Origin of the sequence: Paenibacillus sp. FSL P2-0089 (genome assembly GCF_038595095.1) — a bacterium.
Taxonomy (GTDB): Bacteria; Bacillota; Bacilli; order Paenibacillales; family Paenibacillaceae; genus Paenibacillus_AQ; species Paenibacillus_AQ silagei.
On sequence record NZ_CP152006.1, the window covers coordinates 2,848,126 to 2,873,255 of the forward strand.

General features: G+C 48.4%; 32 protein-coding genes and 1 pseudogene. 30 read left to right on the forward strand and 3 right to left on the reverse strand.

Going from position 1 to position 25,130, the window contains the following annotated elements:
• The first annotated feature begins 118 nt into the window (after positions 1 to 118).
• From NST69_RS11490 to NST69_RS11580, 19 genes are all read left to right on the forward strand, one after another.
• Positions 119 to 1,171, forward strand: a complete 1,053-nt coding sequence (locus NST69_RS11490; RefSeq protein ID WP_342549357.1) for a polymorphic toxin-type HINT domain-containing protein — start codon at positions 119 to 121, stop codon at positions 1,169 to 1,171.
• A gap of 13 nt (positions 1,172 to 1,184) precedes the next feature.
• Complete coding sequence (locus tag NST69_RS11495; RefSeq protein WP_342549358.1) at positions 1,185 to 1,556, forward strand: hypothetical protein; 372 nt, start codon at positions 1,185 to 1,187, stop codon at positions 1,554 to 1,556.
• 421 nt (positions 1,557 to 1,977) lie between these two features.
• Complete coding sequence (locus NST69_RS11500) at positions 1,978 to 2,673, forward strand: hypothetical protein (protein ID WP_342549359.1); 696 nt, start codon at positions 1,978 to 1,980, stop codon at positions 2,671 to 2,673.
• 404 nt (positions 2,674 to 3,077) lie between these two features.
• Positions 3,078 to 3,497, forward strand: a complete 420-nt coding sequence (locus NST69_RS11505; RefSeq protein WP_342549360.1) for a hypothetical protein — start codon at positions 3,078 to 3,080, stop codon at positions 3,495 to 3,497.
• A gap of 22 nt (positions 3,498 to 3,519) precedes the next feature.
• Positions 3,520 to 3,669, forward strand: coding sequence for a hypothetical protein (locus NST69_RS11510; RefSeq protein WP_342549361.1), 150 nt, complete (start codon positions 3,520 to 3,522; stop codon positions 3,667 to 3,669).
• 23 nt (positions 3,670 to 3,692) lie between these two features.
• A complete protein-coding gene (locus NST69_RS11515; RefSeq protein WP_342549362.1) occupies positions 3,693 to 3,995 on the forward strand; it encodes a hypothetical protein in 303 nt (100 codons plus the stop codon).
• A 76-nt stretch (positions 3,996 to 4,071) separates the two neighbouring features.
• Entirely contained in the window at positions 4,072 to 4,431 is a 360-nt protein-coding gene (locus NST69_RS11520; protein ID WP_342549363.1) for an Imm8 family immunity protein, read from the forward strand.
• A gap of 25 nt (positions 4,432 to 4,456) precedes the next feature.
• Positions 4,457 to 4,777, forward strand: coding sequence for a hypothetical protein (locus tag NST69_RS11525; RefSeq protein WP_342549364.1), 321 nt, complete (start codon positions 4,457 to 4,459; stop codon positions 4,775 to 4,777).
• A gap of 59 nt (positions 4,778 to 4,836) precedes the next feature.
• Positions 4,837 to 5,028 carry a hypothetical protein gene (locus NST69_RS11530; RefSeq protein ID WP_342549365.1) on the forward strand — a complete coding sequence of 64 codons (192 nt, stop codon included), beginning with the start codon at positions 4,837 to 4,839 and terminating at the stop codon, positions 5,026 to 5,028.
• A gap of 164 nt (positions 5,029 to 5,192) precedes the next feature.
• The gene (locus tag NST69_RS11535) at positions 5,193 to 5,696 is read left to right on the forward strand and encodes a hypothetical protein (protein WP_342549366.1); all 504 of its coding nucleotides are present in this window, start codon (positions 5,193 to 5,195) and stop codon (positions 5,694 to 5,696) included.
• A 49-nt stretch (positions 5,697 to 5,745) separates the two neighbouring features.
• A complete protein-coding gene (locus NST69_RS11540) occupies positions 5,746 to 6,006 on the forward strand; it encodes a type II toxin-antitoxin system HicB family antitoxin (RefSeq protein WP_342549367.1) in 261 nt (86 codons plus the stop codon).
• Between the two features lie 49 nt (positions 6,007 to 6,055).
• Positions 6,056 to 6,208: a hypothetical protein gene (locus NST69_RS11545; protein WP_342549368.1), complete on the forward strand. Its 153-nt coding sequence runs from the start codon at positions 6,056 to 6,058 to the stop codon at positions 6,206 to 6,208.
• Between the two features lie 205 nt (positions 6,209 to 6,413).
• The gene (locus NST69_RS11550) at positions 6,414 to 6,668 is read left to right on the forward strand and encodes a hypothetical protein (RefSeq protein WP_342549369.1); all 255 of its coding nucleotides are present in this window, start codon (positions 6,414 to 6,416) and stop codon (positions 6,666 to 6,668) included.
• A 15-nt stretch (positions 6,669 to 6,683) separates the two neighbouring features.
• The gene (locus NST69_RS11555; RefSeq protein ID WP_342549370.1) at positions 6,684 to 6,911 is read left to right on the forward strand and encodes a hypothetical protein; all 228 of its coding nucleotides are present in this window, start codon (positions 6,684 to 6,686) and stop codon (positions 6,909 to 6,911) included.
• 202 nt (positions 6,912 to 7,113) lie between these two features.
• Positions 7,114 to 10,491: a X2-like carbohydrate binding domain-containing protein gene (locus NST69_RS11560; protein ID WP_342549371.1), complete on the forward strand. Its 3,378-nt coding sequence runs from the start codon at positions 7,114 to 7,116 to the stop codon at positions 10,489 to 10,491.
• 177 nt (positions 10,492 to 10,668) lie between these two features.
• On the forward strand, positions 10,669 to 10,890 hold the full coding sequence (locus NST69_RS11565) for a hypothetical protein (RefSeq protein WP_342549372.1): 222 nt from the start codon (positions 10,669 to 10,671) through the stop codon (positions 10,888 to 10,890).
• Positions 10,862 to 11,062 (forward strand): hypothetical protein, encoded by a 201-nt coding sequence (locus NST69_RS11570; protein WP_342549373.1) that lies wholly within the window; start codon positions 10,862 to 10,864, stop codon positions 11,060 to 11,062. Before NST69_RS11565 ends, NST69_RS11570 begins: the two co-directional genes overlap by 29 nt.
• A 93-nt stretch (positions 11,063 to 11,155) precedes the next feature.
• A complete protein-coding gene (locus NST69_RS11575; protein WP_342549374.1) occupies positions 11,156 to 11,602 on the forward strand; it encodes a hypothetical protein in 447 nt (148 codons plus the stop codon).
• Positions 11,603 to 12,237: 635 nt separating this feature from the next.
• Positions 12,238 to 12,846: a hypothetical protein gene (locus tag NST69_RS11580; RefSeq protein ID WP_342549375.1), complete on the forward strand. Its 609-nt coding sequence runs from the start codon at positions 12,238 to 12,240 to the stop codon at positions 12,844 to 12,846.
• A gap of 72 nt (positions 12,847 to 12,918) precedes the next feature.
• Here the strand turns inward: NST69_RS11580 and NST69_RS11585 are convergent, their stop codons facing one another.
• Positions 12,919 to 13,536 (reverse strand): nitroreductase family protein, encoded by a 618-nt coding sequence (locus tag NST69_RS11585; protein ID WP_342549376.1) that lies wholly within the window; start codon positions 13,534 to 13,536, stop codon positions 12,919 to 12,921.
• Positions 13,537 to 13,859: 323 nt separating this feature from the next.
• Here NST69_RS11585 and NST69_RS11590 point away from each other — a divergent pair, with 323 nt between their 5' ends.
• From NST69_RS11590 to NST69_RS11640, 11 genes and pseudogenes are all read left to right on the forward strand, one after another.
• Positions 13,860 to 14,297: a DUF1641 domain-containing protein gene (locus NST69_RS11590; RefSeq protein WP_339313891.1), complete on the forward strand. Its 438-nt coding sequence runs from the start codon at positions 13,860 to 13,862 to the stop codon at positions 14,295 to 14,297.
• A gap of 31 nt (positions 14,298 to 14,328) precedes the next feature.
• Positions 14,329 to 15,507 (forward strand): NAD(P)/FAD-dependent oxidoreductase, encoded by a 1,179-nt coding sequence (locus NST69_RS11595; protein WP_076074185.1) that lies wholly within the window; start codon positions 14,329 to 14,331, stop codon positions 15,505 to 15,507.
• Positions 15,508 to 15,665: 158 nt separating this feature from the next.
• A complete protein-coding gene (locus tag NST69_RS11600) occupies positions 15,666 to 16,295 on the forward strand; it encodes an SGNH/GDSL hydrolase family protein (RefSeq protein ID WP_339224502.1) in 630 nt (209 codons plus the stop codon).
• Positions 16,296 to 16,391: 96 nt separating this feature from the next.
• Positions 16,392 to 17,138 (forward strand): type I methionyl aminopeptidase, encoded by a 747-nt coding sequence (map, locus tag NST69_RS11605; protein WP_339313892.1) that lies wholly within the window; start codon positions 16,392 to 16,394, stop codon positions 17,136 to 17,138.
• Between the two features lie 292 nt (positions 17,139 to 17,430).
• Positions 17,431 to 17,790, forward strand: coding sequence for a carboxymuconolactone decarboxylase family protein (locus NST69_RS11610; RefSeq protein WP_051478342.1), 360 nt, complete (start codon positions 17,431 to 17,433; stop codon positions 17,788 to 17,790).
• A gap of 107 nt (positions 17,791 to 17,897) precedes the next feature.
• On the forward strand, positions 17,898 to 18,320 hold the full coding sequence (locus NST69_RS11615; protein WP_036729584.1) for an Rrf2 family transcriptional regulator: 423 nt from the start codon (positions 17,898 to 17,900) through the stop codon (positions 18,318 to 18,320).
• Between the two features lie 386 nt (positions 18,321 to 18,706).
• Positions 18,707 to 19,255, forward strand: a pseudogene (locus NST69_RS11620) (GNAT family N-acetyltransferase).
• 30 nt (positions 19,256 to 19,285) lie between these two features.
• Entirely contained in the window at positions 19,286 to 19,681 is a 396-nt protein-coding gene (locus tag NST69_RS11625) for a hypothetical protein (RefSeq protein WP_339313893.1), read from the forward strand.
• 30 nt (positions 19,682 to 19,711) lie between these two features.
• Positions 19,712 to 20,377 carry a DUF4085 family protein gene (locus tag NST69_RS11630; RefSeq protein ID WP_339313894.1) on the forward strand — a complete coding sequence of 222 codons (666 nt, stop codon included), beginning with the start codon at positions 19,712 to 19,714 and terminating at the stop codon, positions 20,375 to 20,377.
• Positions 20,378 to 20,622: 245 nt separating this feature from the next.
• Positions 20,623 to 21,489, forward strand: a complete 867-nt coding sequence (locus NST69_RS11635) for a VOC family protein (protein ID WP_339313895.1) — start codon at positions 20,623 to 20,625, stop codon at positions 21,487 to 21,489.
• 180 nt (positions 21,490 to 21,669) lie between these two features.
• Entirely contained in the window at positions 21,670 to 23,700 is a 2,031-nt protein-coding gene (locus NST69_RS11640) for a Na+/H+ antiporter (protein WP_209877713.1), read from the forward strand.
• Positions 23,701 to 23,812: 112 nt separating this feature from the next.
• Here the strand turns inward: NST69_RS11640 and NST69_RS11645 are convergent, their stop codons facing one another.
• On the reverse strand, positions 23,813 to 24,250 hold the full coding sequence (locus NST69_RS11645; protein ID WP_036729575.1) for a threonine/serine exporter family protein: 438 nt from the start codon (positions 24,248 to 24,250) through the stop codon (positions 23,813 to 23,815).
• 27 nt (positions 24,251 to 24,277) lie between these two features.
• Entirely contained in the window at positions 24,278 to 25,045 is a 768-nt protein-coding gene (locus NST69_RS11650; protein WP_081751313.1) for a threonine/serine exporter family protein, read from the reverse strand.
• Positions 25,046 to 25,130: the final 85 nt, after the last annotated feature.

Sequence of the window (25,130 nt, forward strand, 5' to 3'; positions counted from 1 at the left end):
AAAGCTCCGCTTTATAAACTAGGATACGGTTGAAGGGCAGATTACAAATCCGCTGAGTCAGAATTTGTATACGTATGTGGAGAATAACCCCATCATATATAGTGATCCAACGGGAAATATGGCAACTGCTGGACCAGGTGTAGGAGGGGATTCTTCGCTTGGTCAGGTAAGGGATTATTCAACCTGGAAATTCGACAATACGGCCAAAGGTTTTTATTTAGCACAACAATATTACGCAGTTTGGTATTATGGAACCCAGGCATATGATAGGTTGGATGAGGGGAGCCTTCAAAATAATTCATATTTAGTGTATACCTTGTGGAATATGCAAAAAAAAGGAACGGACTTGTCTTCACTAACCGTATCCCAAATGGATAAGTTGTCCTTTGACAACGCAAGCTTTTGGTATAAAACTAATAGCGCTGCTGTGGCCGCTTATAGTATGTATGGAGTAGGTGTTGCACAATGCAACTGTTTTGTAGCAGGGACCAAAGTTCAAACAGACGAAGGGCAGAAGAATATTGAAGACATTGAGGTCGGAGATAAGGTTCTTGCCAAGGATGAGAATAATCCTGACGGAAAATTGGCTTACAAAGAAGTAACAGCTTTATACCGTAACCAACGTGATGATATTATTAAGTTGCATGTTGGGGAACAGGTCATCGAGACGACTGATAACCATCCGTTTTGGGTGGAAGGCAAGGGGTGGGTCTTTGCAGATGAACTTGAGACGGGAGATAAACTCGAAAAGGCTGACGGAACCAATCTTATAATTGATAAGGTTGAGTTCGTAAAACTGGATGAGCCAGTAACGGTTTACAACTTTACGGTTGCTGACTTCCATACGTATTATGTAACTGATTTAGGGATTTGGGTTCATAATACAAAATGTCCTTGGATGACGGTTATAGAGGAGAAGAGTGTAACTAATCAGTTAAAGAGTTTAAGTGCAAAACAACAGGAAAGTTTTGATAATATAGTAACAAAGCTTGCAAGCGGAGACCATTCAGGATTAAATGTTCACCTACTAACTGGAAGTGGGGATAAAAAAGGGCTATGGTCAGCGGATTTCAAAGGTTTTGGAGGAGGGCGCGGAAATGCAAGGATTTACTTCAAAATGGAAAATGGTGAAATAACTATTACTCAAATAGATTTGAAACATCAGAAGTAATAAATAGGAAAGAGTGGGGATAGTTATTCCATTTAATCATGTTATTGTTGAAGTGCATTGTTTGTACGGTTTAGTTGAGAGTCAGGAAGATGGGACTATTCCAGAGTACTGCAGATACGGAGTTAAAAATCCAGGCTTTCATTGTTTGAAAAACAATTGTCCTTATGTTGGGCATGCTCCTGCTTCGCATGAAATAGCTTTTTCAGGTGACAATGGAGAAGTAGAGAATGAAGATTGGATTGGATTTGGTGGGGACATGGAGCCTGAAATTTATTCTGAAATTAAAGATGTGGAGTTAAAGGAACTCTGGAAAGAGGTTTGCAAAGAAAAGATACAAGAAGCATACGCGGAATATATGCTTCGAAGCAAGCTAAAAGAAGAATAGTGTTAGTGGCCTTGGGGATGCCATCCTCAAGGTTTTTATTTTACCCCCTACTAGTGGTTAACTGTCAGGGAATTGAAAGACGGCTTCTATTTAAAGAGGAACTGGATCTTGTTAAAATTACTTGCAATAGTCGCACTTGTGCTGTGTGAAAAACTGGTGAATCATTCTTTGTTAAACAATTGGAAAGTATGAATGGAGTTTAATACCGAACCACATGTGAGTGCATCCTCCATGTGGTTTTTTAATGTGGATAAGTGCTCCCTTTTCCAAAAGTCTAATTCTTAAATCTAAATGTGACTGAAATATTACCCGATCGACAAAACAAGTTATAATTCGACAAAATACAACCATTCTCAACGTTGGTCAACTCCCTTATGATGGTTGAGGAAGTTCTTGGAGAAAAGAGAGTGAGGGAATTATAATGCTGAGCAGCAAACCTAAAATAACTTTCTATTTAATACTATTGATGATTTCTATACTATTCATTAGCGACTCTGTGGCTATGGGTGCTGGAGGAAAGACGTACTATTATGATACCAATGGGAGATTAGTAAACGAGGCATTGCACTCCAATGAGATTATGGAATATCAGTATGATTTAAATGGAAATGTAAAGCGGAAGTTTAGAACGAATAATATGCTCGTAAATCCGAATTTTGAGTTGAATGCTAGTAAAGCAACGGACATAGCCAGTGGTTGGGACAAATGGAGCGATACCGGAAGTGCCTTATTTCAAGTAATCCCGGCGTCAGTAGTGTCTAAGAGTGTGGCACAGAAAGTTTTAGCCTCGGGGATGAAGCTTGGTACTGCAGCGTGGTTATTTCAGGATGTTACCGTTAAGGGGAACTTGCCGGTTCTATTTAATGGCGATGTTAGTATCGAGAGCATTAACAAAGCCAAGGTGTCCTTATGTATCCAATATTTTGATGCAGCCAATACGCTGCTGTCTCAAAAAACGGTTGATTACCCCTCTGGATTTTTAAATAGTTATATGACTTTATCCTTGACAGATATCACTCCTCCGAACACGGTTCGTGCCAGAGCCCATGTAGGGATCAGAACGGAAGAAGGGGGAGGAAGCGGTGCTTTTTATGTGACACCGCAGGCAATATATTAAACAACCCTAGCTTTGAAAACAATCTATCCGGCCAAAAGGAAATCGCTGAAAGCTGGTCACGATGGTCCGACTCAGGAGGAAGTCTATTACAAGTAGTCTCTTCCCCTGTGACTTCAGGTGTAAGAGCTCAGAAATTGACAACGCCAACCATGAAGTCTGGAGGTGCGAGTTGGTTATTTCAAGATATAGTCGTTCAACCTAATGTCCCCATTTCAGCAAGCGGAAATATAGTTGTGGATCAGCTTACATCCGCGAAAGTCTATATCGTTATCCAATTTTTTGACGAAAAGAATAAGTTCTTAAGTCAGCAATAGGTAGACTATCCTACAGGCATGCCAAAAAAGTATATGACTTTATCTCTAAACACAACAACCCCAGCAGACGCGGTAAGAGCCAGACTGCATGTGGGGATTCAGGCAATCGCTGAAGGAGGTAACGGATCAATCTATATTGATCATATGGCTTTAAATCGTGATCCGCAAAGAAACATGTTATCTAATCCAAGCTTTGATGTTAACTCCACTGCAAATGTTGGTACCGCAGATAGTTGGCAGACATGGTCTGACACCGGAAATCATACTTTTCAAGTTGTGGGCCCTCTTCAGACAGCAAATACCTACGGGCAGAAGTTCACTAGCGCCAATATGAAGAAGAACGGAGCAGCATGGCTGCTGCAAGATGTAGTGGTAAGCGGGAATAAGTTAGTCGAGTTCAAAGGTAATATTTTAGTTGAGAGTGTGGTGCAGACAAAAGTTTCTTTATGCATACAGTTCTTCGATCGTAATGATGCTTTACTCTCAGAGAAGTATGTTGACTACCGTTAATCCGGGTATTGGGAGTAAAAGTTTGACTAGCGAGATAAACTACTTAAGAGGAAAGGAAGGAGCAAGAGTATTTTATAGAATGAGTAATGGGGAAATGCAAATTTTAGCAAAAGCAAATAAGGCAAACGAACAAACAGTTATAAATATTTTGTATAAAGTCTACGGTAAATAAGGAGTGGGAGTGTTTTTATATTGGTGTTCGAAGAAATAAGTTTTTATCCTGGCAATGTTACATACGAAGACTTTAATATCGATCTCAACAAACCGCTTGATTATGAAGATGATGGATTAAAGGAAGATATGTTTAAAGTACAATACCCTGACAATTTTATCTTGGACATTGGATGGTATGATGGGGTTAATAATTTCATTATTTATGTTATTAAAGATTTCGATTGGGATAATCCAGTAATAAGAACAGAATGTGATTTAGTGCACCTCCGTTACCATATTGAAATTTGTACGCTTTTTATTAGAGAGTTGTTATCAAAGAAATAATCATTTCATTTCGATTTATAGTCAGATTGCTAGTAGCTCTTCACATCAAGTTTACATAGCAGATGGAGGTTTGGATGTGGTTACCCCAGTACTTAAAGGTATAGATATGATTGAAAATCAATATGGATTAAAAGGTACGGCTTATATTGCGGAAGAAGATGATATGGGTTCGGATTGCTTTCACTTTCAAGTCTTGACTCCAGAATTAGTGTTAAACAGTCTGCGTGAAAATAAGATACTAAGTGGGAGAGGGATTTTCATAGTTCAAGATTACTCGGAGGAGTTGCTTGTGTCAGAGATAAATAAAATACTCCAAGATTGTATTCGTCCTACATGGGATGAAGCAGCAATAGCTATTAACCGATATCTGAACTGGGAATATGACAATATTCATTACTTTACCGAAAGAGAGATATCATCGAGCTTTGAGATTTAATGCAATACAAGGAGTGATTTAGTATATGAATACTGATAAGTTGAAAGAATTTGAGATGAAATATGATTGTTTCCTAAAAGCTATTGATTGTTTTTGGAAGTATGTTAACTCATGGAAAATTGATGAACCCGATGAGTTCTATGAAGCTTTTACGACTTTCAATATTTCAAAAATAATATTAGAGAAAGAGAAAATTTCCCTTGTTATAAACTATAGGTTTGATAATCCAATTGAATATGTGAATACTACTTTAAACGTAATTTTTATGGGGAGATCTTTCGCTGAATATTATATTCTTCTAAATTTGAATGGAGAAATTATAGATGATGGGTTAAGTTTTGAATAAAAGAAAAAAAGTATCAGATAAGTCGGTACGAGTTAAACGATAATGAATAGGAGAACAATATGGAAAACCTCAAAGTGCTGTACTTAAATAATACTGAACGTGCAGAATGGGAGAGCGAGTGCGGAGGGTATAGAAATGATGTTTATGTTAAGGTAAGGAACAAGTTATTTAACATAAAAGTCTATGATATGGTAAGGCTTCAGCAGGACTACGAATTAGAAATTCAAACATATGGATACTATTCAACCTAATCTGGTTTTAGTAAAAGATGTGAGTAAAGAGGAAATCGAATTTGTTGTGAGAAGGTTATTTCAACAGAACTTTTTTGAGAATATACAGCTAATCGATGATGAGGATATCTATAGTCATTTTGAAAATAATTGCAAAAAATAATTCAAACTCATAGGGTAGGTAAATGAAAATAAAAAAAAGAACAATAGTGAGAGTATTATTTATCATTATATTTACTATACTTATCGCTACAATAGTCTTAAAGTATAGTTCATTTGAGCGAAGGATCTTATTATTTGAAATGTTTCGTGAGATAGCATTTTTGTATGCACTAGTTGTGGAATTTCCTCTGGCATTTGTTAGAAATCGTGACCAGTTAAAAGAATTATGGAAGAGAATATTAGTAGTACCACTTCTCTTATTTGCAGTCTTTTATATGTGTGTTGCTGGGTTTAATACATATAATCTGACAAAAGATGTTTTCACAGGATATCGAGAAAAAGTGGTACTTATTATTGAACGGACACATGAGTATAGAATGAGTGACAATATTTGGGTTAGTGATAATTCTAAGCTTCTAAAGCTACACCTGGCCCCAGGTTACATTAATGTAGATGTGGGGAAATCTTATAGTATGCGATTTTTTGAGAATTCTAGTATTGCAATTCCTATTAATAAAGTAGAGTAGCCATTACTGATATTACACGTTGATACACACTAACTAGAAGGTGGGTAAATTGAAAAGGAAATCATATGAATATTACGCCAAGTTTGATTATGCTGATGATGGAATAACCGTAACTTTCCCTGAGCTGCCGGGTTACATTACATGCGGACACAATACTGAAGAGGCTACTCAGATGGCAAAAGAGGCACTGGTTTTATATCTTGAAGATATGCCAGAAAAAAATATACCTAAACCAACAATTACTTATGCCAATCTATTGGTACCACATGAAAAAAATTCATCTGATCAGCGTTGTTTTACCGATATATAAGCACAGCTAATGATTATAGGGAAAAAAGCTTCACTAGGAGATTGTCAGTATGGGAGAAGATATTAGTGAACTAACAATTGATGAAGTATCAAAATTAGAGGGTTTCACTGAGGATGTCGAGGTTGACGAAGAAGTCCCCCTTTCGGTTTGGTATAACAGTATTCAAAAGAAAAAAATAAAAAACTTAAATCATGGAGACTAATTGATCCGAACAAATTGATAAGTATCGCACAGGACAAAGGGCTTAATCCAACGATTAATCAGATTGAATCGATAAAAGACTGGGAATTTAATGATTTAATATATCATTCATATAAAGGGAAACTAACAGAACATTTAGCTCTCCTAGAGAAGGAAGAATTATTTGGATACAGGGAGAGGCCGAGCTGAAGAGGTTTGTAGTTCTTTTGAGCAAGTCAGAAGGTATCTATCTAATAAGTATTGCAATCAATACGCAATATTTAGATTACTTAGACGATAAGCTGAACGAACGTAACCAGCCAGTCTATGATGCACTATCAAACCTTTTGTTATCTTCCGAACTGGTGAATGACTTCCTTATTGCTGCATTAGGTGTCGAAGTGGTGGTAGACTACGATGCCGATAGGAATAAGATGATCCTCAACAGCCACAACGTGGTGAAATGGTTATTTAACACATAAAAGGAGGCCCCCGAAATGTCCCTAACCCGACAACAACTAATCACACTCGTAACCAAGATCGTGAACGCCGAAGGAACAGAGGAGGAGCTGGACCAATGGTTGGAGATCCTAGCGAGCAATGTGCCTCATCCCGGTGTGAGTGATCTGATCTTCTGGCATGAGCCGGAGCTGACGCCGGAGGAGATTGTTGATGCTGCGCTAGGTTATCAGCCGATTGTATTGCCGCCCCCAATGGAGAACTAGCTCTAGAATTGCCTTGCGATTGCTGATCGCAGGGCTTTTTTCATAATATGGAGCACCCCAATCCCCAATTTCGTCAAGTGTGAAAATGGTGCGCTAATTGCTGACAAAATTCCCGCATAATCAACCATTTTCTCTCACAGCACGGGCGAAGCCTGCTCTATAATGGAAGCGTTACCAAAGTATGCTTGGGGAGGTTAGGATCATGAGTCGAAAACGTATCCGAAGACTAGGAATACTCGTCCTGCTGACAGCGATGTCAGGCTCTTTGTTTAACGTTGCTCCCGCTGTAACCCATGCCGCAGCCAGTGAAGACTACAGCTGGAACAGTGTGGTTACCGGTGCGGGCGGCGGTTTTGTGCCGGGGATTATTTTCAACCAGAGTGAACCGAATCTGATCTACGCGCGGACGGATATTGGCGGGGCTTACCGCTGGAACGAGGCGGACGGTAGCTGGATTCCGCTGACGGACAGCGTTGGGTGGGCGGATTGGAACAAGAATGGTGTCGATGCGCTGGCTACCGATCCGGTTGATCCGGACAAGGTGTATATGGCAACCGGAACCTACACGAATTCCTGGGACGGAAACGGGCAGATTATGCGCTCTAACGACCGTGGGGATACCTGGCAATCTGCGCCGCTACCGTTCAAGGTTGGAGGCAATATGCCGGGACGTTCGGCCGGGGAACGGCTGGTCATTGACCCCAATAAGAACAGCATTCTGTTCTTCGGCGCGCGGAGCGGGAACGGTCTGTGGAAGAGCGTGGATTCCGGCGTGACCTGGTCCAAGGTTACCTCCTTCACTAACGTAGGGACGTACATCCAAGATCCGGGGAATGAGTATCAGAGTGATATCGTGGGCTTGTCCTGGATTACTTTTGATAAAAGCACGGGCTCTGCCGGACAAGCTACCCAGACGATCTATGTCGGAGTCGCGGATACCGCCAAAAGTGTGTTCCGCAGTACAGATGGAGGTGCAACCTGGTCAGCGCTGCCGGGGCAGCCGGTAGGCCTGCTTCCACATCATGGGGAGCTGTCGGCAACCGGCGATCTGTACATTTCCTATAGTGACGGGGTCGGGCCGTATGACGGACGCAAAGGCGAGGTCTGGAAGTATAACACAACCAGCGGGGTCTGGAAAAACATCAGCCCGACAACAGGGGCTGACAACTTCTACGGCTTCGGGGGGCTTGCGCTGGATGCCCAGCATCCGGGTACGCTTATGGTTGCCAGCCTCAATGCCTGGTGGCCGGACGAGGTGATCTTCCGCAGTAAGGACGGCGGGGAGACCTGGAGCCGGATCTGGGATTGGGGCTTCTATCCGGAGCGCAACTACAAGTTCGAGATGGATATCACGGCGGCGCCGTGGCTTAATCTTGGGCTGACTTCGAGCTCGCTTGATCCTGCACCGAAGATGGGCTGGATGATCGGGGACCTTGAGATTGACCCGTTCAACTCGGACCGGATGATGTACGGCACGGGTGCTACGATCTACGGTACGAATAACCTCGGAGCCTGGGACACCGGCGGCAAGGTTAAGATATCCGTGATGGCCAAAGGGGTAGAAGAGACGGCAGTGCTTGGGCTGATCAGCCCGCCAGCGGGTGCCCACCTGATTACCGCGCTTGGCGATGTATCCGGCTTCCGGTATGAGGATCTGACAGCGGCACCAGTCAAGTTCCAGACCAGCCCTTCCTGGGCCAGCACGAACAGTATCGATTATGCGGAGCTGGACCCGGCCTATGTTGTCCGTGTCGGTGGTGTGGACAAAGAGAAATATCCGAACGGTAAGTCGATTGGGATCTCGAATGACAACGGCAAGAACTGGTACATGCCGAATGCAGAACCCTCCAAAGGAGGCAGTACCACGGTAGGGCAGGGTCAGGTAGCTGTATCTGCCAGTGGGAATGCGCTTCTGTGGAGCACCTCGGATATCGGGGTCTTTTACTCCAAGTCAGGCGGCAACTCCTGGACGGCGAGCAGCGGAATTCCTGCCGGAGCGAAGATAGCATCCGACCGGGTGAATCCGAATAAATTCTATGGCTTCTATGAGGGCAAGCTCTATGTCAGTACAGATAGCGGAGCCACCTTCACAGCTACGGCTGCGACCGGCTTGCCAGCCAATAACGTGAACGGCCTGCAGCCGAACCAGGCGCAAGTGAGCCTGAAAGCCATGCCGGGCGTGGAAGGCGATATCTGGTTTGCCGGAGGACATCCGCAGGATAAGTATGGCATATGGCATTCTACGAACTCCGGGGCAAGCTTCACCAAGCTGAGCAATGTGGAAGAAGCGGACTTGATCGGGTTCGGAAAGGCCGCGCCGGGTGAGAATTATATGGCCCTATATACTGTAGCCCAGATTGACGGAGTAAGAGGAGTGTTCCGCTCGGATGACGCCGGAGCCAGCTGGGTGCGGATTAACGATGACGCACACCAGTATGCCAGAATCAACATGGCGATTACCGGCGATCCGCGGATCTATGGACGCGTGTATCTGGGAACCAACGGACGCGGCACCTTGTACGCTGATCCGGTGAACCCTCCGGCAGCAGGCTCCGTCATTACGCCGGTCACTGCCAGCTTCGATAAGAAGACTGGGAATCAGAGCGACGTCGAAGTGTCGATGACCCTGAACGGAAATACCCTGGATTCCATTACCAATGGTGCAACTGCACTAACTGCTGGCACGGATTATATAGTCAGCGGTTCAACGGTGACGATTCACAAGGCTTATTTGGCGGCACAGCCCGTCGGAGCAACAACGCTAAGCTTCCATTTCAGTGCCGGAGCTGCGAAGACCTTAACGGTTACGGTGGCGGATACGACAACAACGGCTAATGATTCAACCATAACACCGGTCACGGCCAGCTTCGACAAGAAAACGGGGAATCAGAGCGACATCGAAGTAGCGATGACCTTGAACGGGAATACTTTAGCTTCTATTAAAAACGGTTCGGCGGCGTTAACCGCTGGAACGGATTATACGGTGAGCGGATCGGCTGTGACGATCCACAAGGCCTATCTGGCAGCACAGGCTGTGGGAACAACCACACTGAGCTTCCAGTTCAGTGCCGGCGCACCGCAGAGCCTGGCGGTCACGGTCACAGATACGACAGCGCCGGTAGACGGCGGTCTGAAGGTCCAGATGTTTAATAGCAGCACAGCTAATGCTGTCAATGCACTCAGCCCGCGGATCAAGCTGGTGAATACCGGCACGGCTGCGGTCTCCCTCGCTGATGTGAAGCTCAGATATTATTACACCAGTGACGGCGAGCAGGCCCAGAATTTCTTCTGTGACTGGTCCCAGGTAGGGAGCGCCAATGTGACTGGGACATTCGTGAAGCTTCCGGCAGCCTTGAGCGGCGCGGATCATTACCTGGAGCTGGGCTTTACAGCAGCAGCAGGCTCGCTTGCTCCGGGAGCCAGCATAGATATTCAGATGCGGGCCTCCAAGGTGGACTGGACCAACTATAACCAGTCTGATGATTATTCCTTCAATCTAGCAGGCACAGCTCCTGCGGATTGGGCCAAGCTTCCGGCCTATATCTCCGGCAGTCTGGTATGGGGGATTGAGCCATTGTAATCTGTAACGCATAGCCGGGCATGTTCCGGCGACAGCAAAAGAACCGGTTGCACATGATGAAATTCATGGGCAGCCGGTTTTTGATATGTCAGGATGTAATAAATTGCATATCAAGGGAACCTTCCACCGCCAGCGGACCAATATAGAGTGTAAGCAAGATAGAGAGGGGAGAGGAAGATGACAGAAGAAGAGCTTCGGGAATGTCTGCAAAGGCTGGAACAAGGAGATAAAGAAGCCTTCACCTTACTACATAACACCATTAGGCAGCAGGTGTACGGAACCGTCCGCCTGCTGGTGAACCGGCCGGCTGATGTGGCTGATGTAGTCAATGAAATCTACATCGAGCTATTCCGCTGCCTGCAGCAGTACGATGGCAAACTTGGAAGTGGATATTCATGAGGGCGCTAATGAGTCAACAGCTTTTGCCAACCAGACCCGGCGGGTGATTACAGAGATTCAGTTTCAGCTTGGAGTGAATGAATCGGCTATGCTGTTAATTGCCAGGCCGAACGGGATGAAGGAGCTCCGTATGATCAACCGTCCGCAGATATTCACAGATATCGAAAGCTAGAAGAAGGCTACAGAGCCTGTCACAGGTAAGCTGGCCGTGCCGGGCAGAATGCCGGAAGAATACCATTTTGCCGAAGGAAGATCCGACAGTACAGTGGGCATTACAGATAGCTCCTGGGTTAAAAAATACACCAATGTTCTAACCAAGCGGCTGAAGCCCGGTGAGCATTACGCCTGGATCAAGAGCTTCAATGTGCCCAACCAACAGGCCGGGACGGTCAGTCCTGAGCTGGTGTACCAAGGTCCTAAGGGAGAAAATGATTACATCTCCGTTACTTATTCCCCGCTTACTCCGTGGGCACAGCTTACATCTGATGTTTGGGCGGATACAAAGGTTGAGCATCTGAAGGTAAAATCTCAGGAAGCCTTGTATGTGGAAGATCACCAGGCCTATGAGAAAAACAGCAATGGTTATTATGCTTACATCCGCTGGATTGAGATTCGGGAGAACGAGGAGAGAAATATAATGCATGAGGTAGGGACCGGATCGCCTGAAGTCACCAGAGAGATGCTGCTAAAAGTGGCGGAAGGCCTGCGTTAACCTAGAGCGGCGGTAAGACCGTGCAGACACATATAAACCTCTATCGTTGATCAGTACATCAACAATAGAGGTTTATATTGTTACCACTATACCCATGTTAGTCTCAGACTCCTTATCCTATCCTTTGTACTCAGCCGGGTAGAAATGGTCCGAGGTGGCAGTATATTTGCCTATCCTGCACATTCAAACTGCTCAAAACTGATCCGCTAACCACGATAGGATGGATTGTGATGCCTGTGAGCTTTAAGAAGCTCATACCGTTTCGTGCAGGGACTCACTTCAGGCGGGAATGTCAGGATCAAAGATATAGTCTCAGTCACAAGGAGGAGCGCTGCTTAAGATTAGCTGCCGGAGATTCTGTCCTGGCTTACGTTCTTCCTGCAGTGTCTGTTTCCTTGAGCTGATACCTGAATTATACCGTCCGTGCGGGGAATAGTAAAAAGCCGAAATTTATAAATTTGGAATCCCAGTTTGGAAAAAGGTCTTGTAAGCGCTATTATTCTGCGTTTTCCTTAGAATCTGCCGAATTCAAATCCCGCTGCCTTTGCTGTATAATGAAAAGGATGGTTTCAATGCTGCGTAGACTCCGGCAGCTTTGCCTGGAGGGAAAGGAAACGGAAATGAGCTTGTATGCAATGAAGCTTGAGGAACTCGGCAGCGGGCTGCTGAAGTCCTTTTTGGAGGATAATTATATATGTGCAGGCTATCCCGGTACGGGAGATCTGGAGAAGCATAGCAGAGAAGAGATCAGCAGCAAGCTGGCTGCCGCCGGCTATCACGGGCATGAGCTGGAGAGTGCAACGAATACCCTGGATACCTTCGTCAATGCGATGAAGGATGGGGATTACGTGCTGATCGCCGATGAAGAGTGGTTATATCTCGGGGACCTTGGCGATTATTTCTATGATACCCGGCACAGCGGCGCAGAGGATAGTACAGCCCACCGGCGCGGTGTCACCTGGCTGAAGAGTCTGCCCCTCGCTGCGGTTAATCCGGCTGTAGCAGGGCTGCTTGCCTCTGACAGCAGAATAACTGCCTATTCAGGAGTGCTGCCCGCAGCCCGAATGGATCTGTGGCTGGGGAATCAGGCAGGGGATGGCGGGAATGCCGCCGGTGCCTGTCCGGTTCAGGTGGATGAAGCTACAGTAGCGCAGGCGCTGGCTGTCCTGAAGGCAGCCTTGAACTGCACGGATGTAGAGCGGCAGGAGCGTGCGGCTGTGGCAATTTTGCAGTATGCGCGGTGAGTATGGATCGAGAATACGGCAGGATGATATAGACAAGGGTCTTTCGGCATAGTAGCCGGAAGACCCTTTTTATTAGATGAATTCAACAAACTCATTGACCGGCTTGCGATAACCACGCGGTCTGATCTTGTGCTGGTTATCCTTGCCGATCGTAATCAGCATCACCGGAACCATATGGTCGCCGAGACCGAGGGTAGCCTTCACAGCCTCCGGATCAAAGCCGATCATCGGGCAGGTATCCCAGCCCTTATCCTTGGCAATCAGCATGAACTGCATCGCCGACAGAGAAGCATTGCGGATCGCTTCATCCCGCTGGAAAGCATCGTTCCCGGTATAAGCATCGTTGATAGATTGAATGGTTTGCTCGTATGCATCCTCGCTCATCGCTCCCAGCAGTTTAAGTCCGCTATAGATTTCAGGAGCCTGCAGATAGGCATTCTTGTCACCCAGCACCACAATAACAGCCGATGCGGTGTGGATCTTGTATTGACCATACGCATCCTTGCGGATGGCTTCCTTCATGCCGGTATCGCTGATTACCTTATAATGTGCGTGCTGAAGATTATAAGCCGAGGGAGCCAGGCGGGCCAGGGAGAACATCTCTTCGAGCTCACTCTGCGGAATGGTAACACCTTCCACGAAATTATTAGCCGATCTGCGGGACTGCACCAATTCGGAAAAAGTACTCATAAGTCATTACCTCCATCTAATATGTATGCTGCTTAGTAATAATCAATTGCTGATATTAATTAATGAACTTACATTAAGTTACTTGCTTAAGATATCACGACTCTTTGTATACGTCAATGAGGAAAAACATAATAATTTGTAAATTTAACCTGATTAAACGACTGAGTTTGATAAAACCGATGAGGAAGTGATAATAATCACAAAAATAGGTTGCAAAGGTAAAAAGATTGTGACAATAATAACAAATAGAGTGTTATAATAGTCACATAGTTTCACCTGGATGTCATTGTGCAAGAATACGATTTGTAAAAGGAGACTTCGATATGTCAGAAACCGTTACCCAAACCCTGCCTGAACAAGAAATACCAGAAGCAGCTCTTCCCAGAGAGGATGTGCTGAAAGAGCTTTTGAAGCCGGAGGTGCAGCAATCTCTGATTCTTTTGGTAGAGCAGCTGCCGCAGATCACACAAATGGTCAGTGTATTGTCCAAATCACTAGATTTTGTGCAGTCAGTTGCCACGGATGAAGTACTTAAGAATGATACAGTTGGTGCGATCAAGGAAATGGCGGGTCCTGTGGTGGGCACTGCCAAGAATCTGGCGGCTACTGTCATTGAAGCGAAGGACCGCGCGGATGCAAGCAGCGAAACAGTCAGCCTGTTCGGCATGATGAAGATGATCAAGGACCCGCAGGTACAGAAGGCTCTCCGGTTCATGAATGCCTATCTGCAGGTCAGCGGTGAACGTCAATCGGGTAAATAAGCCCGTAATACTTAATGATGGAGGAATTATCATGTCAAAACATATAGTGATTCTAGGTGCAGGCTACGGCGGTCTGCTCAGTGCCTTAACCGTTCGTAAATATATGAGCAAAGCGGAAGCCAAAATTACGGTCGTCAATCAGTATCCGACACATCAGATTATTACGGAATTGCACCGGCTTGCAGCTGGCAGTGCGTCTGAACAGGCGGTTGCCATGCCGCTGGCGAAGCTGTTCGCCGGTAAAGATATTGATCTGAAAATCGCCAAGGTCAATTCGTTCTCCCCGGAGAACAAGCAGGTTATTCTCTCGGACGGCGTCATGCTGACCTATGATGCTCTCGTTGTCGGTCTGGGCAGCACCACCGCATACTTTGGTATTCCGGGACTTGAAGAATACAGCATGGTGCTGAAATCAGCAGCAGATGCGCTGCGGATCCGCCGTCATATTGAAGACCGGATTCGTGACTACTCCAAAACCCGCAACGCAGCAGATGCAACAATTCTGATCGGCGGCGGCGGACTGACTGGCGTAGAGCTAGTAGGCGAAATTGCCGATATTCTGCCTAAGCTGACGAAGCAATATGGAGTGAATCCTGCTGAGATCAAGCTTCTGCTCGTTGAAGCGGGTCCGAAGATTCTCCCTGTCCTGCCGGATCATCTGATTGAGCGCGCTACAGCCAGCCTGGAGAAGCGCGGGGTGCAATTCCTGACGGGACTTCCGGTAACGAAGGTGGCCGATAATAAGATTGATCTCAAGGATGGGCAGCAGATTGTGGCGAACACCTTCGTCTGGACCGGCGGGGTACAGGGCAATCCGCTGGTTGGCGAATCCGGTCTTGAAGTCAACCGCGGCCGGGCCACGGTGAATGAATTCCTGCAGTCTACTTCACACCCTAATGTATTTGTTGCCGGAGATAGCGCTGTTGTCTTTGCACCGGATGGCCGTCCTTATCCGCCAACGGCACAGATCGCCTGGCAGATGGGTGAGCTGATTGGCTACAATCTGTTCGCTTATCTTAATGATAAACCGCAGGAGGCCTTCAGCCCGGTCAATTCCGGCACACTCGCCAGCCTCGGACGCAAAGACGGGGTAGCCATTGTCGGCGGTAACTCCACTCCGCTGAAGGGTCTGCCGGCAACGCTGATGAAGGAAGCCAGTAACATCCGTTACCTGACTCATATCCATGGCTTGTTCAGCCTGGCCTATTAAATTTCTATTCTAAGATCCCCCTGGGACTGTCATATGGCAGTCTTAGGGGGTTTTCTGTTTTAGGAATAATTTTCAATGAAAACGTGTCCGCAGGAAAGCCGATTTGCTATAATGATCATGTTTACATACTATAGATGTTTCATAGGAGGATTTCAGGCATGCCATTTCAAAAGAACGATATCATCCTGTTTCAGGGGGATAGTATCACAGATTGTGGACGCAATTACGCCGATGCTTCATCGCTGGGTGTAGGTTACGCGCTGATGGCGGGTGCCCGGCTTGGCCTTCAGTATGCTGAGAAGAATCTTACGTTCCTGAACCGCGGAATTAGCGGCAACCGGGCGGTCGATCTGCAGGAGCGCTGGGAGAGGGATTGTCTTGCGCTGAAGCCAACCTGGGTGTCTATCTATATTGGCATAAATGATACCTGGCGGTGGTATGATTCCGGGCAGGAGACTACAGCGGCTGAATTCGAGTCGTCCTACCGTGATCTGATTGAACGGACCAAGCAGCATCTGGATGCCAAGCTGGTGCTGGTGGAGCCGTTCGTATTGCCGGTGCCGGAAGACCGCAAGGGCTGGCGTCAGGATCTGGACCCCAAAATCCACGTAGTCCGTGAGCTGGCCCGTGAATACGGCGCTGTGCTGGTGCCGCTGGACGGCCTGTTCGCAGCGGCATCCGTCAAGGCTGAACCTGCCTTCTGGGCGGGGGATGGGGTACACCCTTCGCCTGCCGGACATGCCTTAATCGCTGATGCCTGGATGAAGGCCGTAGGTGCAATAAGCTAAGAGGTACGTTGATTTCACTCTGCGTAACAAGGCTGTTATACTTGTAGGATACATACTCAAGGTGAAGCTTTGATAACGAGAGGAATGTGAGCAGGGATGACGAGCGAGACGCTCCAGGATATGCAAGGGCTGAAAGCGGCGGGTGCAGTGGTAGGTCACACCATTGCTGAGATGAAGAAAAGTGTAGTTCCCGGAATGACGACTGCGGAGCTGGATGAGGTGGGGGCGAAGATTCTCAACCATTTTGGCGCAAAATCTGCTCCAAAGGTAACCTACAACTTCCCCGGAACGACCTGTATAAGTGTGAATGAAGAGGTAGCGCATGGAATTCCGGGACAACGTGTCATTCAGGCCGGAGATCTGATCAATATCGATGTCTCCGCCGAGCTGAACGGTTATTTTGGCGATGCCGGGGTATCGTTTCAATTGCCTCCTTATAATGAGAAGCTGATTCACCTCTGCCGGAGTACGGAAGAGACCATGATGAGCGTGATTAATCATCTCCGGGCGGGCATGAAGGTGAACGAGATCGGCCGGGTTATGGAGTCGGAAGCACGGAAGCGCGGCTATAAAGTCGTGCGTAACCTGTGCAGCCACGGCATTGGCAAAGCGTTGCATGAAAAGCCGTTTGAGATTCTGCCCTTCTATAATCCGCGTGTAACGACGGTGCTGAAAGAAGGCCAGGTCATTACCATCGAACCGTTTCTGTCCACAGGCACTGATTTCGTAGAGCAGCAGCCGGATGGCTGGACACTCAGCGTTGCCGACAACAGCCGCGTGGCCCAGTTTGAGCACACAATTGTGGTCACCAAGGGCAAGCCGATTATTTTGACTACTGCGTGAAGATATATAAGACGCACTAAAGCTATTAACAAAAAGCAAAAAGAAGTGGAGGGGAAATTTGGAACTGGAGGAGCGATAGCGTCCGCCTTTGTGTTTGGATTTCTACCGTGAGGAGCGGTTTGTATGAAGAAATCCAAACACAACAGCGGCCGGAGGGCCAAATGTTCACCGCAGCGACGACCCAAATTAGAGTTTGAACCTTAAGTGCATCTTATATATAGGAATATTTAACAGTTGTAATGTATGCATTACGCAAGAAACCCTCATACTAAAGATGATGTTATCATATGGAATGCAAGAATCTGTTTCCAGAATCGGAGGGTTAATTAAAGTGGATAATGTACCGCAAGTCAGTCATGCCTTTATGACATTTATGAAGGAAGCGCCGGAGCAGCAAAAGGCCCTTGGCGAAATTGTGAAGAAGCTGGATGCCGCAAGCAGCCTGGATGCCAAAACCGAGGAGATTGCCTATATCTCTGTACTCGCGGCGGTTAGGCTGGAGAGCGGGCTCCCCTTTCATGTTAAGCATGCCAAAGCACTAGGCGCAACCCGTGATGAGATCATCAGCGCAGTGCTGCTGCCCCTTCCGGCAGTGGGTAATGTGGTGATTCAAGCTCTGCCGGTGGCATTGCAGGCGTATGACAGTGAATAGTGTTCTGTTGTCTGCACACTCCTCATGGGATTGACAATTGTCCTAAATGTAACTATTATAGTTGCATCTGGCGGAAGCATTCCGGCCAGTGTGAAGGAGTGATTGTTATGAACATTAGCACGCGATTTGCGGTGGCTATTCATATTCTAACCTTAATCGACAGCAACAAAGACGGCAAAAGCACCTCCGAGTGGATCGCCGGCAGCGTGAATACGAACCCCGTAGTGATTCGCCGCCTTACGGGTATGCTGAATAAGGCAGGACTTGTGGAGGTTCGTCCCGGTGTGGCCGGAGCGAAGCTTGCCCGCAGTGCAGCTGATATTACGCTGCTGCAGATTTATAAGGCGGTGAATGCGGTGGAAGAGGACTCGCTGTTCTCTGTCCATGAGCATCCGAACCCGGAGTGTCCGGTAGGCAAGAACATTGCAGGCGCTATTGTTCCAGTATTCTCTCTTGCACAGAAGGCGATGGAGAATGTGCTGCAGGAGGTCACCCTGGATCAGATCGTACATCAGCTTCCTGTGGCTTGAGACAGGATCTGATGTACGTAAATTTAAGGAAACCTTCAGCCCCGTTTTATGTTTTTTTAAGGTTCGGGGAGTATAGTGAAGTTCTCCACCCCCCAGTGGAACCATTTGTGGAAGACCCCGCCGTGCCTCGGCAGGGTCTTTCTTTGATCCTTGCGGAATTCTGTCTATTTTCATTAAACCTTTATGTGTTTTTCATCTGGGCTTAAGCTTCGCTCAGTATAGTAGACCCATGACCCCCTTACAATAGACTTTTGGCCCTGCCGGTTACCGGCGGGGCCACTTTTTTTGATGAGCAGCTGCTTGGTGCTGACTTTACACTGCGATTTCTATCGTTTAGACTGACACATATGTGACAGGACTATAGGAATATAAGGAGTGATCTCATAATGATTCTTTTTCAGAACGGGGACCTCAGTGTCCGCAGGCTGGAACAGGAGGATGCACCGCTGCTCGTACGATGGCTCTCGGACCCGGCAGTGCTGGAGTATTATGAAGGCCGGGACTGTCCGCATGATCTGGAACGGGTACAGACGAATTTTTATGAAAGTGAAGAAGAGGGATTATACCGTGGGATCGTGCAGTACATGGGTCAGGATATAGGTTATATCCAGTTCTATCCTGTTGGCAGGGAAGAGCTGACGGAGTACGGCTAAGCAGATTATACGGGAAAGGTCTACGGAATGGATCAGTTCATTGGTGAGCCGCAGCTATGGAGCCAGGGGATAGGTTCGCTACTGGTAGGTGGGATGGTGAAGCATCTGCTCGAAGCAGAGCAGGCAGAACTCATTGTCATGGACCCGCAGTGCTGGAATCACAGGGCACTCAGAGTCTATGAGAAAATCGGATTTGTACGCAGCAAGCTTTTACCGGAGCATGAACTGCATGAAGGGGAGTGGAGGGACTGTTGGCTCCTTACTTATACTCCTGCACATTGATTCAAGCATACATATAAGGAGATTTTGCCCATGAAGAACAATTATACCATCCTGGGAGCTGCCCTGATTCTGGGCCTGTGTCTGGTTACCAGCAGTTTCGTGATCGGCGATCGGATTAGAGCGGGTTATGAGTTACAGCACCAGACACCTGCCGGAGCGCAGACGGAAAGCCAAGCTGAGGACCATCCGTTGATGACACTTGCAGAGACTGCGCAGTTCCTGCGCCTGAGCGAAGATCAGGTGAAGAATATTTTGAAGGCGGAAAATTCAATGTTGCGTAATGACGGACCCTTCGGAGGGACGAAGCTCCCGTATCTCAAAGTAGATAGCGAGTTCCTGTTCAGCAAGCAGCAAGTGACGGTCTGGATTGTGGCGGCTTCGCAGGAGCACCGGGTATATCTGGGGGAGAAGCTGGCCGGGAATTAAGGATCGCTACAGAGTGGAGGAAGCTTCAGAATGAAATTTTTCACTATATCCTGGTATGAAGAAATGCAGGTGCGCGGGTTCATGGTCTTCCCGGAGACGGAGCAGGATTGGGTGGAGGATGTGGCCTGGCATGCGGCGGAGGGGATCAGCTATGAGGAGCGGGCCAAGGATTTTCTGGAATATATGAAAAAAGATCTGCTGAAATATCTACCCGGGTACTTCCACGCTTCAATACATGACGGAACGATAAATTCCACTTATCCTGCGCCTGAGTTCAAGCAACGGGCCTTGCAGTGGGGCTGGGAATATGATGAACGGGTGCAGGCGATCTTCAGAGAATACCGCAAAGGGTACGAAGCCATTAAGCATGAACTCCCGGAAAGCGCCGTACAGTTAGTCGAGAAGAGTCTGCATGATGCCAGAGTAATCTCCTATACTATGCCTACAGAAGGTGTGCTGGAGATGATTCTGGACTGCGCCGGGGCGATGCATTACCAATGTGAGATCAAGCTAAAGTTCAAAGGTGTGAGCGGACTACGCTTGCCTGAACCGCTTGTGAAGAAATATTGGCTGTATGACGAGATCTATGCCGCGGAGCAGGGGTTCGAGCTTCGGGTTCTAATGGATTCCCCGCCAAGTGAACTAAGAATTACTGCACAGGATGTATTGATAGAGATCCTTGGTGAATCTCAATAACGAAATGACTGCTTCGGAGTCTGGCCTGTCGGCTGGGCTTTTTTTGTAGACTCTAATGTGTATTGTAAAAGTAATTGACAAACATATAGATCGCAACTATACTTAAGTAAGTTAATGTGTAACGGAAATTGAAATTACCTTTGCATGGACAGGATAGGAACAGTCAACACTAACCGTTATTATGCGTGCTTTGGTACCAGGGACTTTATTTGAATTAGCCTATATTCATTTCAGGAGGGATTCCTATGACAGCAACAGCTATATTACCGCAACAACTGGAAATTGGACTTGTACAGATTCGTGTAAGTAATTTGGAACGCTCGCTCAACTTTTATCAGAATGTAATCGGACTGAAGATTCTGCGGCAGCAAGGGCGCGTGGTAGAGCTGACGGCGGATGGCCAGCAGGTGCTGCTTGTCCTGCGGGAGATTGAGCAGGCTCAGGTGCTGCGCCGGAACTCGGTGGCCGGACTATACCATTTTGCGATTCTGCTGCCGGACCGGCCTTCTCTGGGACTGGTGCTGCGCAATCTGATCGATTCCGGGATATCGGTGGGCCAGGGGGATCATCTGGTCAGCGAAGCTCTATACATCGAAGACCCTGATCATAACGGAATCGAGCTGTACCGCGACCGGCCCCGTGACACCTGGAAGTATGAAGCAACAGGCAATGTGGTCATGACCACCGATCCGGTGGATGTGGACGGTCTGCTGGCTGCATCGGAGGGCCTGAGCTGGACCGGGCTGCCTGCGGGCACTGTAATGGGTCATGTTCACTTCCATGTGGGCGATCTGGCAGAGGCTAAGAAATTCTACGTGGATGCGCTTGGATTCACGGTGACCGCCCATTACGGCGATGCGGCCATGTTCATTTCGGCTGGAGGCTATCATCATCATATGGGACTGAATACCTGGGCTGGCAAGGGGGCTCCGGCGGCTCCGGCGAATGCGGCGGGCATCGATTATTTTACACTGCTGCTCCCGAACATTCAGGATGTGCATGAAGCCGCTGAACGTGTGAAGCGTGCCGGATACCGTGTGGAAGAAGAGGGCGGTATCATCACTCTAAGGGACCCGTGGAATATAGGCATACAGCTGCTAGTGAAAAGCTAAAATAACAGGGCGGACAGCATCGTGTTACTGTTTACTGCTAGACCAGCGGCGGAAGCCGTAAATGATAAGGCAACGGAAGGTACGGGCGGAGATTGTAATTTCCGCTGTGCCTTCCGTTTGTTGACGTTAGCCGGGTCATTGCAATAATATAATTGATTATCAGACGGGGAGATGATGGACTTGGAGACTTTTCTGGCTGTGCTGTTGATGCTTGGATTAATCGCCGTATCGAATATATTGAACCGCTTCATTCCGTTTGTCCCGGTTCCCCTGATTCAGATCGGACTAGGAATCATTGCTGCACTAATTCCGACGGGAATACATATGCACTTCGAGCCTGAGCTGTTTTTTGTACTATTCATTGCTCCGCTGCTCTTCAATGACGGGCGGCGGACGCCGCGCGGTGAGCTGTGGAACCTTAGGGCACCGATTCTGCTGCTGGCGCTGGGACTTGTATTTGTCACGGTATTTGTGGCGGGCTATGCGATTAACTGGATGATTCCCTCGATTCCGCTGGCAGCTTCCTTCGCACTGGCGGCTATTCTGTCTCCTACGGATGCGGTAGCGGTAAGCGCGCTGGCTGGACGGGTTCATCTTCCCAAAAGCATCCACCGGATTCTCGAAGGAGAATCGCTGATGAACGATGCCTCCGGCCTGGTCGCCTTTAAATTTGCGATTGCAGCCATGGTTACCGGCGTGTTCTCTCTGCCTAAGGCCTCGTTTAGTTTTGTGCTGATTGCCGCAGGAGGACTGCTGCTTGGTGCAGTGCTGTCATTCCTGCTGATCCGGCTCAGCGTGTTCATCCGCAGGTTCGGTATGGAGGATGTGACCATCCATGTGCTGCTGCAGATCCTTACGCCGTTCATTATTTATCTGATCAGCGAGGAGATCGGGGTCTCGGGCATTCTGGCCGTTGTGGCAGGGGGTGTCATGTACGCCATTGAGAAGGACCGGGCCGTCTCCCCGCAATATAAGCTTCAGCTGGTATCCGCCAGTACCTGGTCTGTACTGCTGCTGGTGCTGAACGGGCTGGTCTTCCTGATTCTCGGTGTGTCCGTTCCGGATGTGATCGAGGTGATTTACCGGGATCAGACGCTGAATAACTTCATGGTTGCCGGCTATGTTCTGGCAATCACGGCGCTGCTGATTGTGCTGCGGTTTCTGTGGGTCTATGGTTACTCCTTATGGGAGAGCAAGCGGCTGAAGGCAGAGAAGGCCCCGCTGAAGTCACAGATTATTACCTCGATCTCAGGGGTGAGGGGAGCTGTAACCCTTGCAGGTGCCTTCTCCATTCCGCTGGTGCTTGGGGACGGGGTGACACCTTTTCCGGAGCGGGATCTCATTATTGCGCTGGCGGCAGGTGTGATTCTGATGTCGCTGGTCATCGCCAGCATCTTCCTTCCGCTGCTTGCGGACAGTGAAGAGACCGTAGTTCAGAGCGCCGGAGCTGTATACGGGAATACGGAGCTGGCAGCCAGAAATGTGGTCATTGATGCCGGGATGTCGATGCTGCGCAGCCTGGTCTCTGAGAGCCCGGAGCGCTCAACACAGCCTGTGCTGCTGGAATTTACAGATAAGGTTGATAGACTATGTGCTGCAAGACCGGATCATGACCCGGCCCATGAGCAGTTCCTCCGTCTGGGTGTCGAGGCACGCAAGAGTGCGCTCGAAGCCGAACGCACGGAGTTGCGGCGGATCATGGAGAACGGGGCGCTGCCGGAGCCTGTTGCCGTGAAGATGGAGGAGCTGCTGGATCATACGGAGTCTCTGCTGTGCAAACGGCTGAATACACAGATTAAATTCTCTTTAACAGAAATTCAGCGGCTGTTCTCTGGACTGTTCTCAGGTAAGCTCAGCGGGGAAGAAGGACAGCTCGCCCTGCAGAATGCCGAAAGTGCGCGGACGGCGAAGATTGCGATGTGCCAGGCGGCAGTATCCGCCGTTAGTGCAGGAATGAGTGATGAGAACCGGCTCGCCTCACAGAAGGTCATCGACAAGTACGAACGGCTGGAATCCAGGCTGGTGCAGGGGGAAGGCTGGAGCAATGACGGCGTACTGGATGATGACAAGCTGGAGCTGAAGCTGCAGGCGATTCAGGAGCAACGGAATACTGTACAGGAGATGTATCAGAACGGGGCAATTAATCTTAAGATTGCCGGCAGGCTGCGGCGGTTCGTCGACCAGCTCGAAACCTCAATCTGGGAGGATTAGACCGTTAGAACGCCGGTGTTGCAATATATTTTACCTGATACAATATACAAAGCCCGCTTGCGCAGGGACCCGGGGTCCTTGCTGCAAGCGGGCTTGTCTGTGGAATGGAGCGTTACGGTTGTTTGGGCAATTTCTTGATACGCAAAAACATCTGTCCGAGCACCTCGCTTAGCACCAGACCAGCCGCAATGGCTCCGGACAGCAGGAGCGCCTGAACCCCATACTGGATGCCGAGGTTATTATCATTCTCCACGAACCTCCGCATGGCATCATACGCAAGACCGCCCGGCACAAGCGGGATGATGCCGCCGACACTGAAGATAATGACCGGCATCTTGAAGGAACGCGCAAAAAACTGGCTGATCAGTCCGATCACAACGGTAGCACCAAAGGTTGCGACGACAGTATCGGAACTGTAATCCAGCAGCAGGTACAGCATCCAGCCGATCATTCCGGCGAAGCCGCATTGCAGCAGCGCGCGCACCGGTGCATTGAATAGAATGCAGAAGGTTGAGGCAGCGATGAAACTGGTGATCAATTGCAAAATCATGGCAGGACGACCTCTTTCAAGTGGGTGTTAAAAAATGGACAGGACCAGCCCGATGCCGGTCCCGATGGCGAACGCAGTCAGAAAGGCGTCGGCCCCTTTGGAGATGCCGGATACCAGATGCCCGGCCATCAGGTCACGGACCGCATTGGTGATGAGCAGCCCCGGTACGAGCGGCATTACACAGCCGATAATAATCTTGTCCATCTCCCGTCCCACGCCGAGCTTGACGGAGAAGAAGGCCAGCAGACCGATAATGAAGGAAGCAATGAATTCCGCGAAGAAGCGAAACTGCACCAGACGGTGAAGATAAGTGGCCGCTGCGAAGCCTGTACCGGAGATCAGCAGCGACGGCAGAGCATCCTGCAGGCTGCCCTTGAACATGACCGTGAAGCAGGCTCCGGTCAAGGCTGCCGCTGCGATCTGTACCCATACCGGGTAAGCATGGGCTGCGTCATCGACCACGCCGAGCCGCTCCCGCGCTTCTGCGGCTGTCAGCTGGCGCTCGGTCAGCCGCCTGGAGATGTCATTGACCTCGGATACCTTTTGCAGGTCTGTCGTCCGTTCGGCGATCCGGAACAGCTTCACCGGCTCGGTCCGGCTGGTGGTGAACATAATGACCGTCGGCGTGACATAGCTATGCGCACCGGGGAAGCCGAGTGCCGCCGCCATCCGGCTCATGGTATCCTCCACACGGTAGGTCTCTGCACCGCTCTGCAGCATGATCTTGCCTGCCAGCAGGCACAGATCGACAATGTCATGTATGGAAGTGTTGCTATTCGTGCTTGTACTATCCAACTTCGCTAATCCTCCCCGGGAATGTTATCTATTCGATTGTCGCCTGAAAGTCTGAAAATTTCAACCTTTATTCATAGCATCCGGC

Bases quoted from the DNA above. Each gene is read 5' to 3' on its own strand.
- NST69_RS11490 (WP_342549357.1), top strand. From the start codon at position 119: ATGGCAACTGCTGGACCAGGTGTAGGAGGGGATTCTTCGCTTGGTCAG.
- NST69_RS11500 (WP_342549359.1), top strand. From the start codon at position 1,978: ATGCTGAGCAGCAAACCTAAAATAACTTTCTATTTAATACTATTGATG.
- NST69_RS11525 (WP_342549364.1), top strand. From the start codon at position 4,457: ATGAATACTGATAAGTTGAAAGAATTTGAGATGAAATATGATTGTTTC.
- NST69_RS11530 (WP_342549365.1), top strand. From the start codon at position 4,837: ATGGAAAACCTCAAAGTGCTGTACTTAAATAATACTGAACGTGCAGAA.
- NST69_RS11535 (WP_342549366.1), top strand. From the start codon at position 5,193: ATGAAAATAAAAAAAAGAACAATAGTGAGAGTATTATTTATCATTATA.
- NST69_RS11545 (WP_342549368.1), top strand. From the start codon at position 6,056: ATGGGAGAAGATATTAGTGAACTAACAATTGATGAAGTATCAAAATTA.
- NST69_RS11555 (WP_342549370.1), top strand. From the start codon at position 6,684: ATGTCCCTAACCCGACAACAACTAATCACACTCGTAACCAAGATCGTG.
- NST69_RS11560 (WP_342549371.1), top strand. From the start codon at position 7,114: ATGAGTCGAAAACGTATCCGAAGACTAGGAATACTCGTCCTGCTGACA.
- NST69_RS11565 (WP_342549372.1), top strand. From the start codon at position 10,669: ATGACAGAAGAAGAGCTTCGGGAATGTCTGCAAAGGCTGGAACAAGGA.
- NST69_RS11570 (WP_342549373.1), top strand. From the start codon at position 10,862: ATGGCAAACTTGGAAGTGGATATTCATGAGGGCGCTAATGAGTCAACA.
- NST69_RS11580 (WP_342549375.1), top strand. From the start codon at position 12,238: ATGAAGCTTGAGGAACTCGGCAGCGGGCTGCTGAAGTCCTTTTTGGAG.
- NST69_RS11585 (WP_342549376.1), bottom strand. From the start codon at position 13,536: ATGAGTACTTTTTCCGAATTGGTGCAGTCCCGCAGATCGGCTAATAAT.
- NST69_RS11590 (WP_339313891.1), top strand. From the start codon at position 13,860: ATGTCAGAAACCGTTACCCAAACCCTGCCTGAACAAGAAATACCAGAA.
- NST69_RS11595 (WP_076074185.1), top strand. From the start codon at position 14,329: ATGTCAAAACATATAGTGATTCTAGGTGCAGGCTACGGCGGTCTGCTC.
- NST69_RS11600 (WP_339224502.1), top strand. From the start codon at position 15,666: ATGCCATTTCAAAAGAACGATATCATCCTGTTTCAGGGGGATAGTATC.
- map (WP_339313892.1), top strand. From the start codon at position 16,392: ATGACGAGCGAGACGCTCCAGGATATGCAAGGGCTGAAAGCGGCGGGT.
- NST69_RS11610 (WP_051478342.1), top strand. From the start codon at position 17,431: ATGCAAGAATCTGTTTCCAGAATCGGAGGGTTAATTAAAGTGGATAAT.
- NST69_RS11615 (WP_036729584.1), top strand. From the start codon at position 17,898: ATGAACATTAGCACGCGATTTGCGGTGGCTATTCATATTCTAACCTTA.
- NST69_RS11625 (WP_339313893.1), top strand. From the start codon at position 19,286: ATGAAGAACAATTATACCATCCTGGGAGCTGCCCTGATTCTGGGCCTG.
- NST69_RS11630 (WP_339313894.1), top strand. From the start codon at position 19,712: ATGAAATTTTTCACTATATCCTGGTATGAAGAAATGCAGGTGCGCGGG.
- NST69_RS11635 (WP_339313895.1), top strand. From the start codon at position 20,623: ATGACAGCAACAGCTATATTACCGCAACAACTGGAAATTGGACTTGTA.
- NST69_RS11645 (WP_036729575.1), bottom strand. From the start codon at position 24,250: ATGATTTTGCAATTGATCACCAGTTTCATCGCTGCCTCAACCTTCTGC.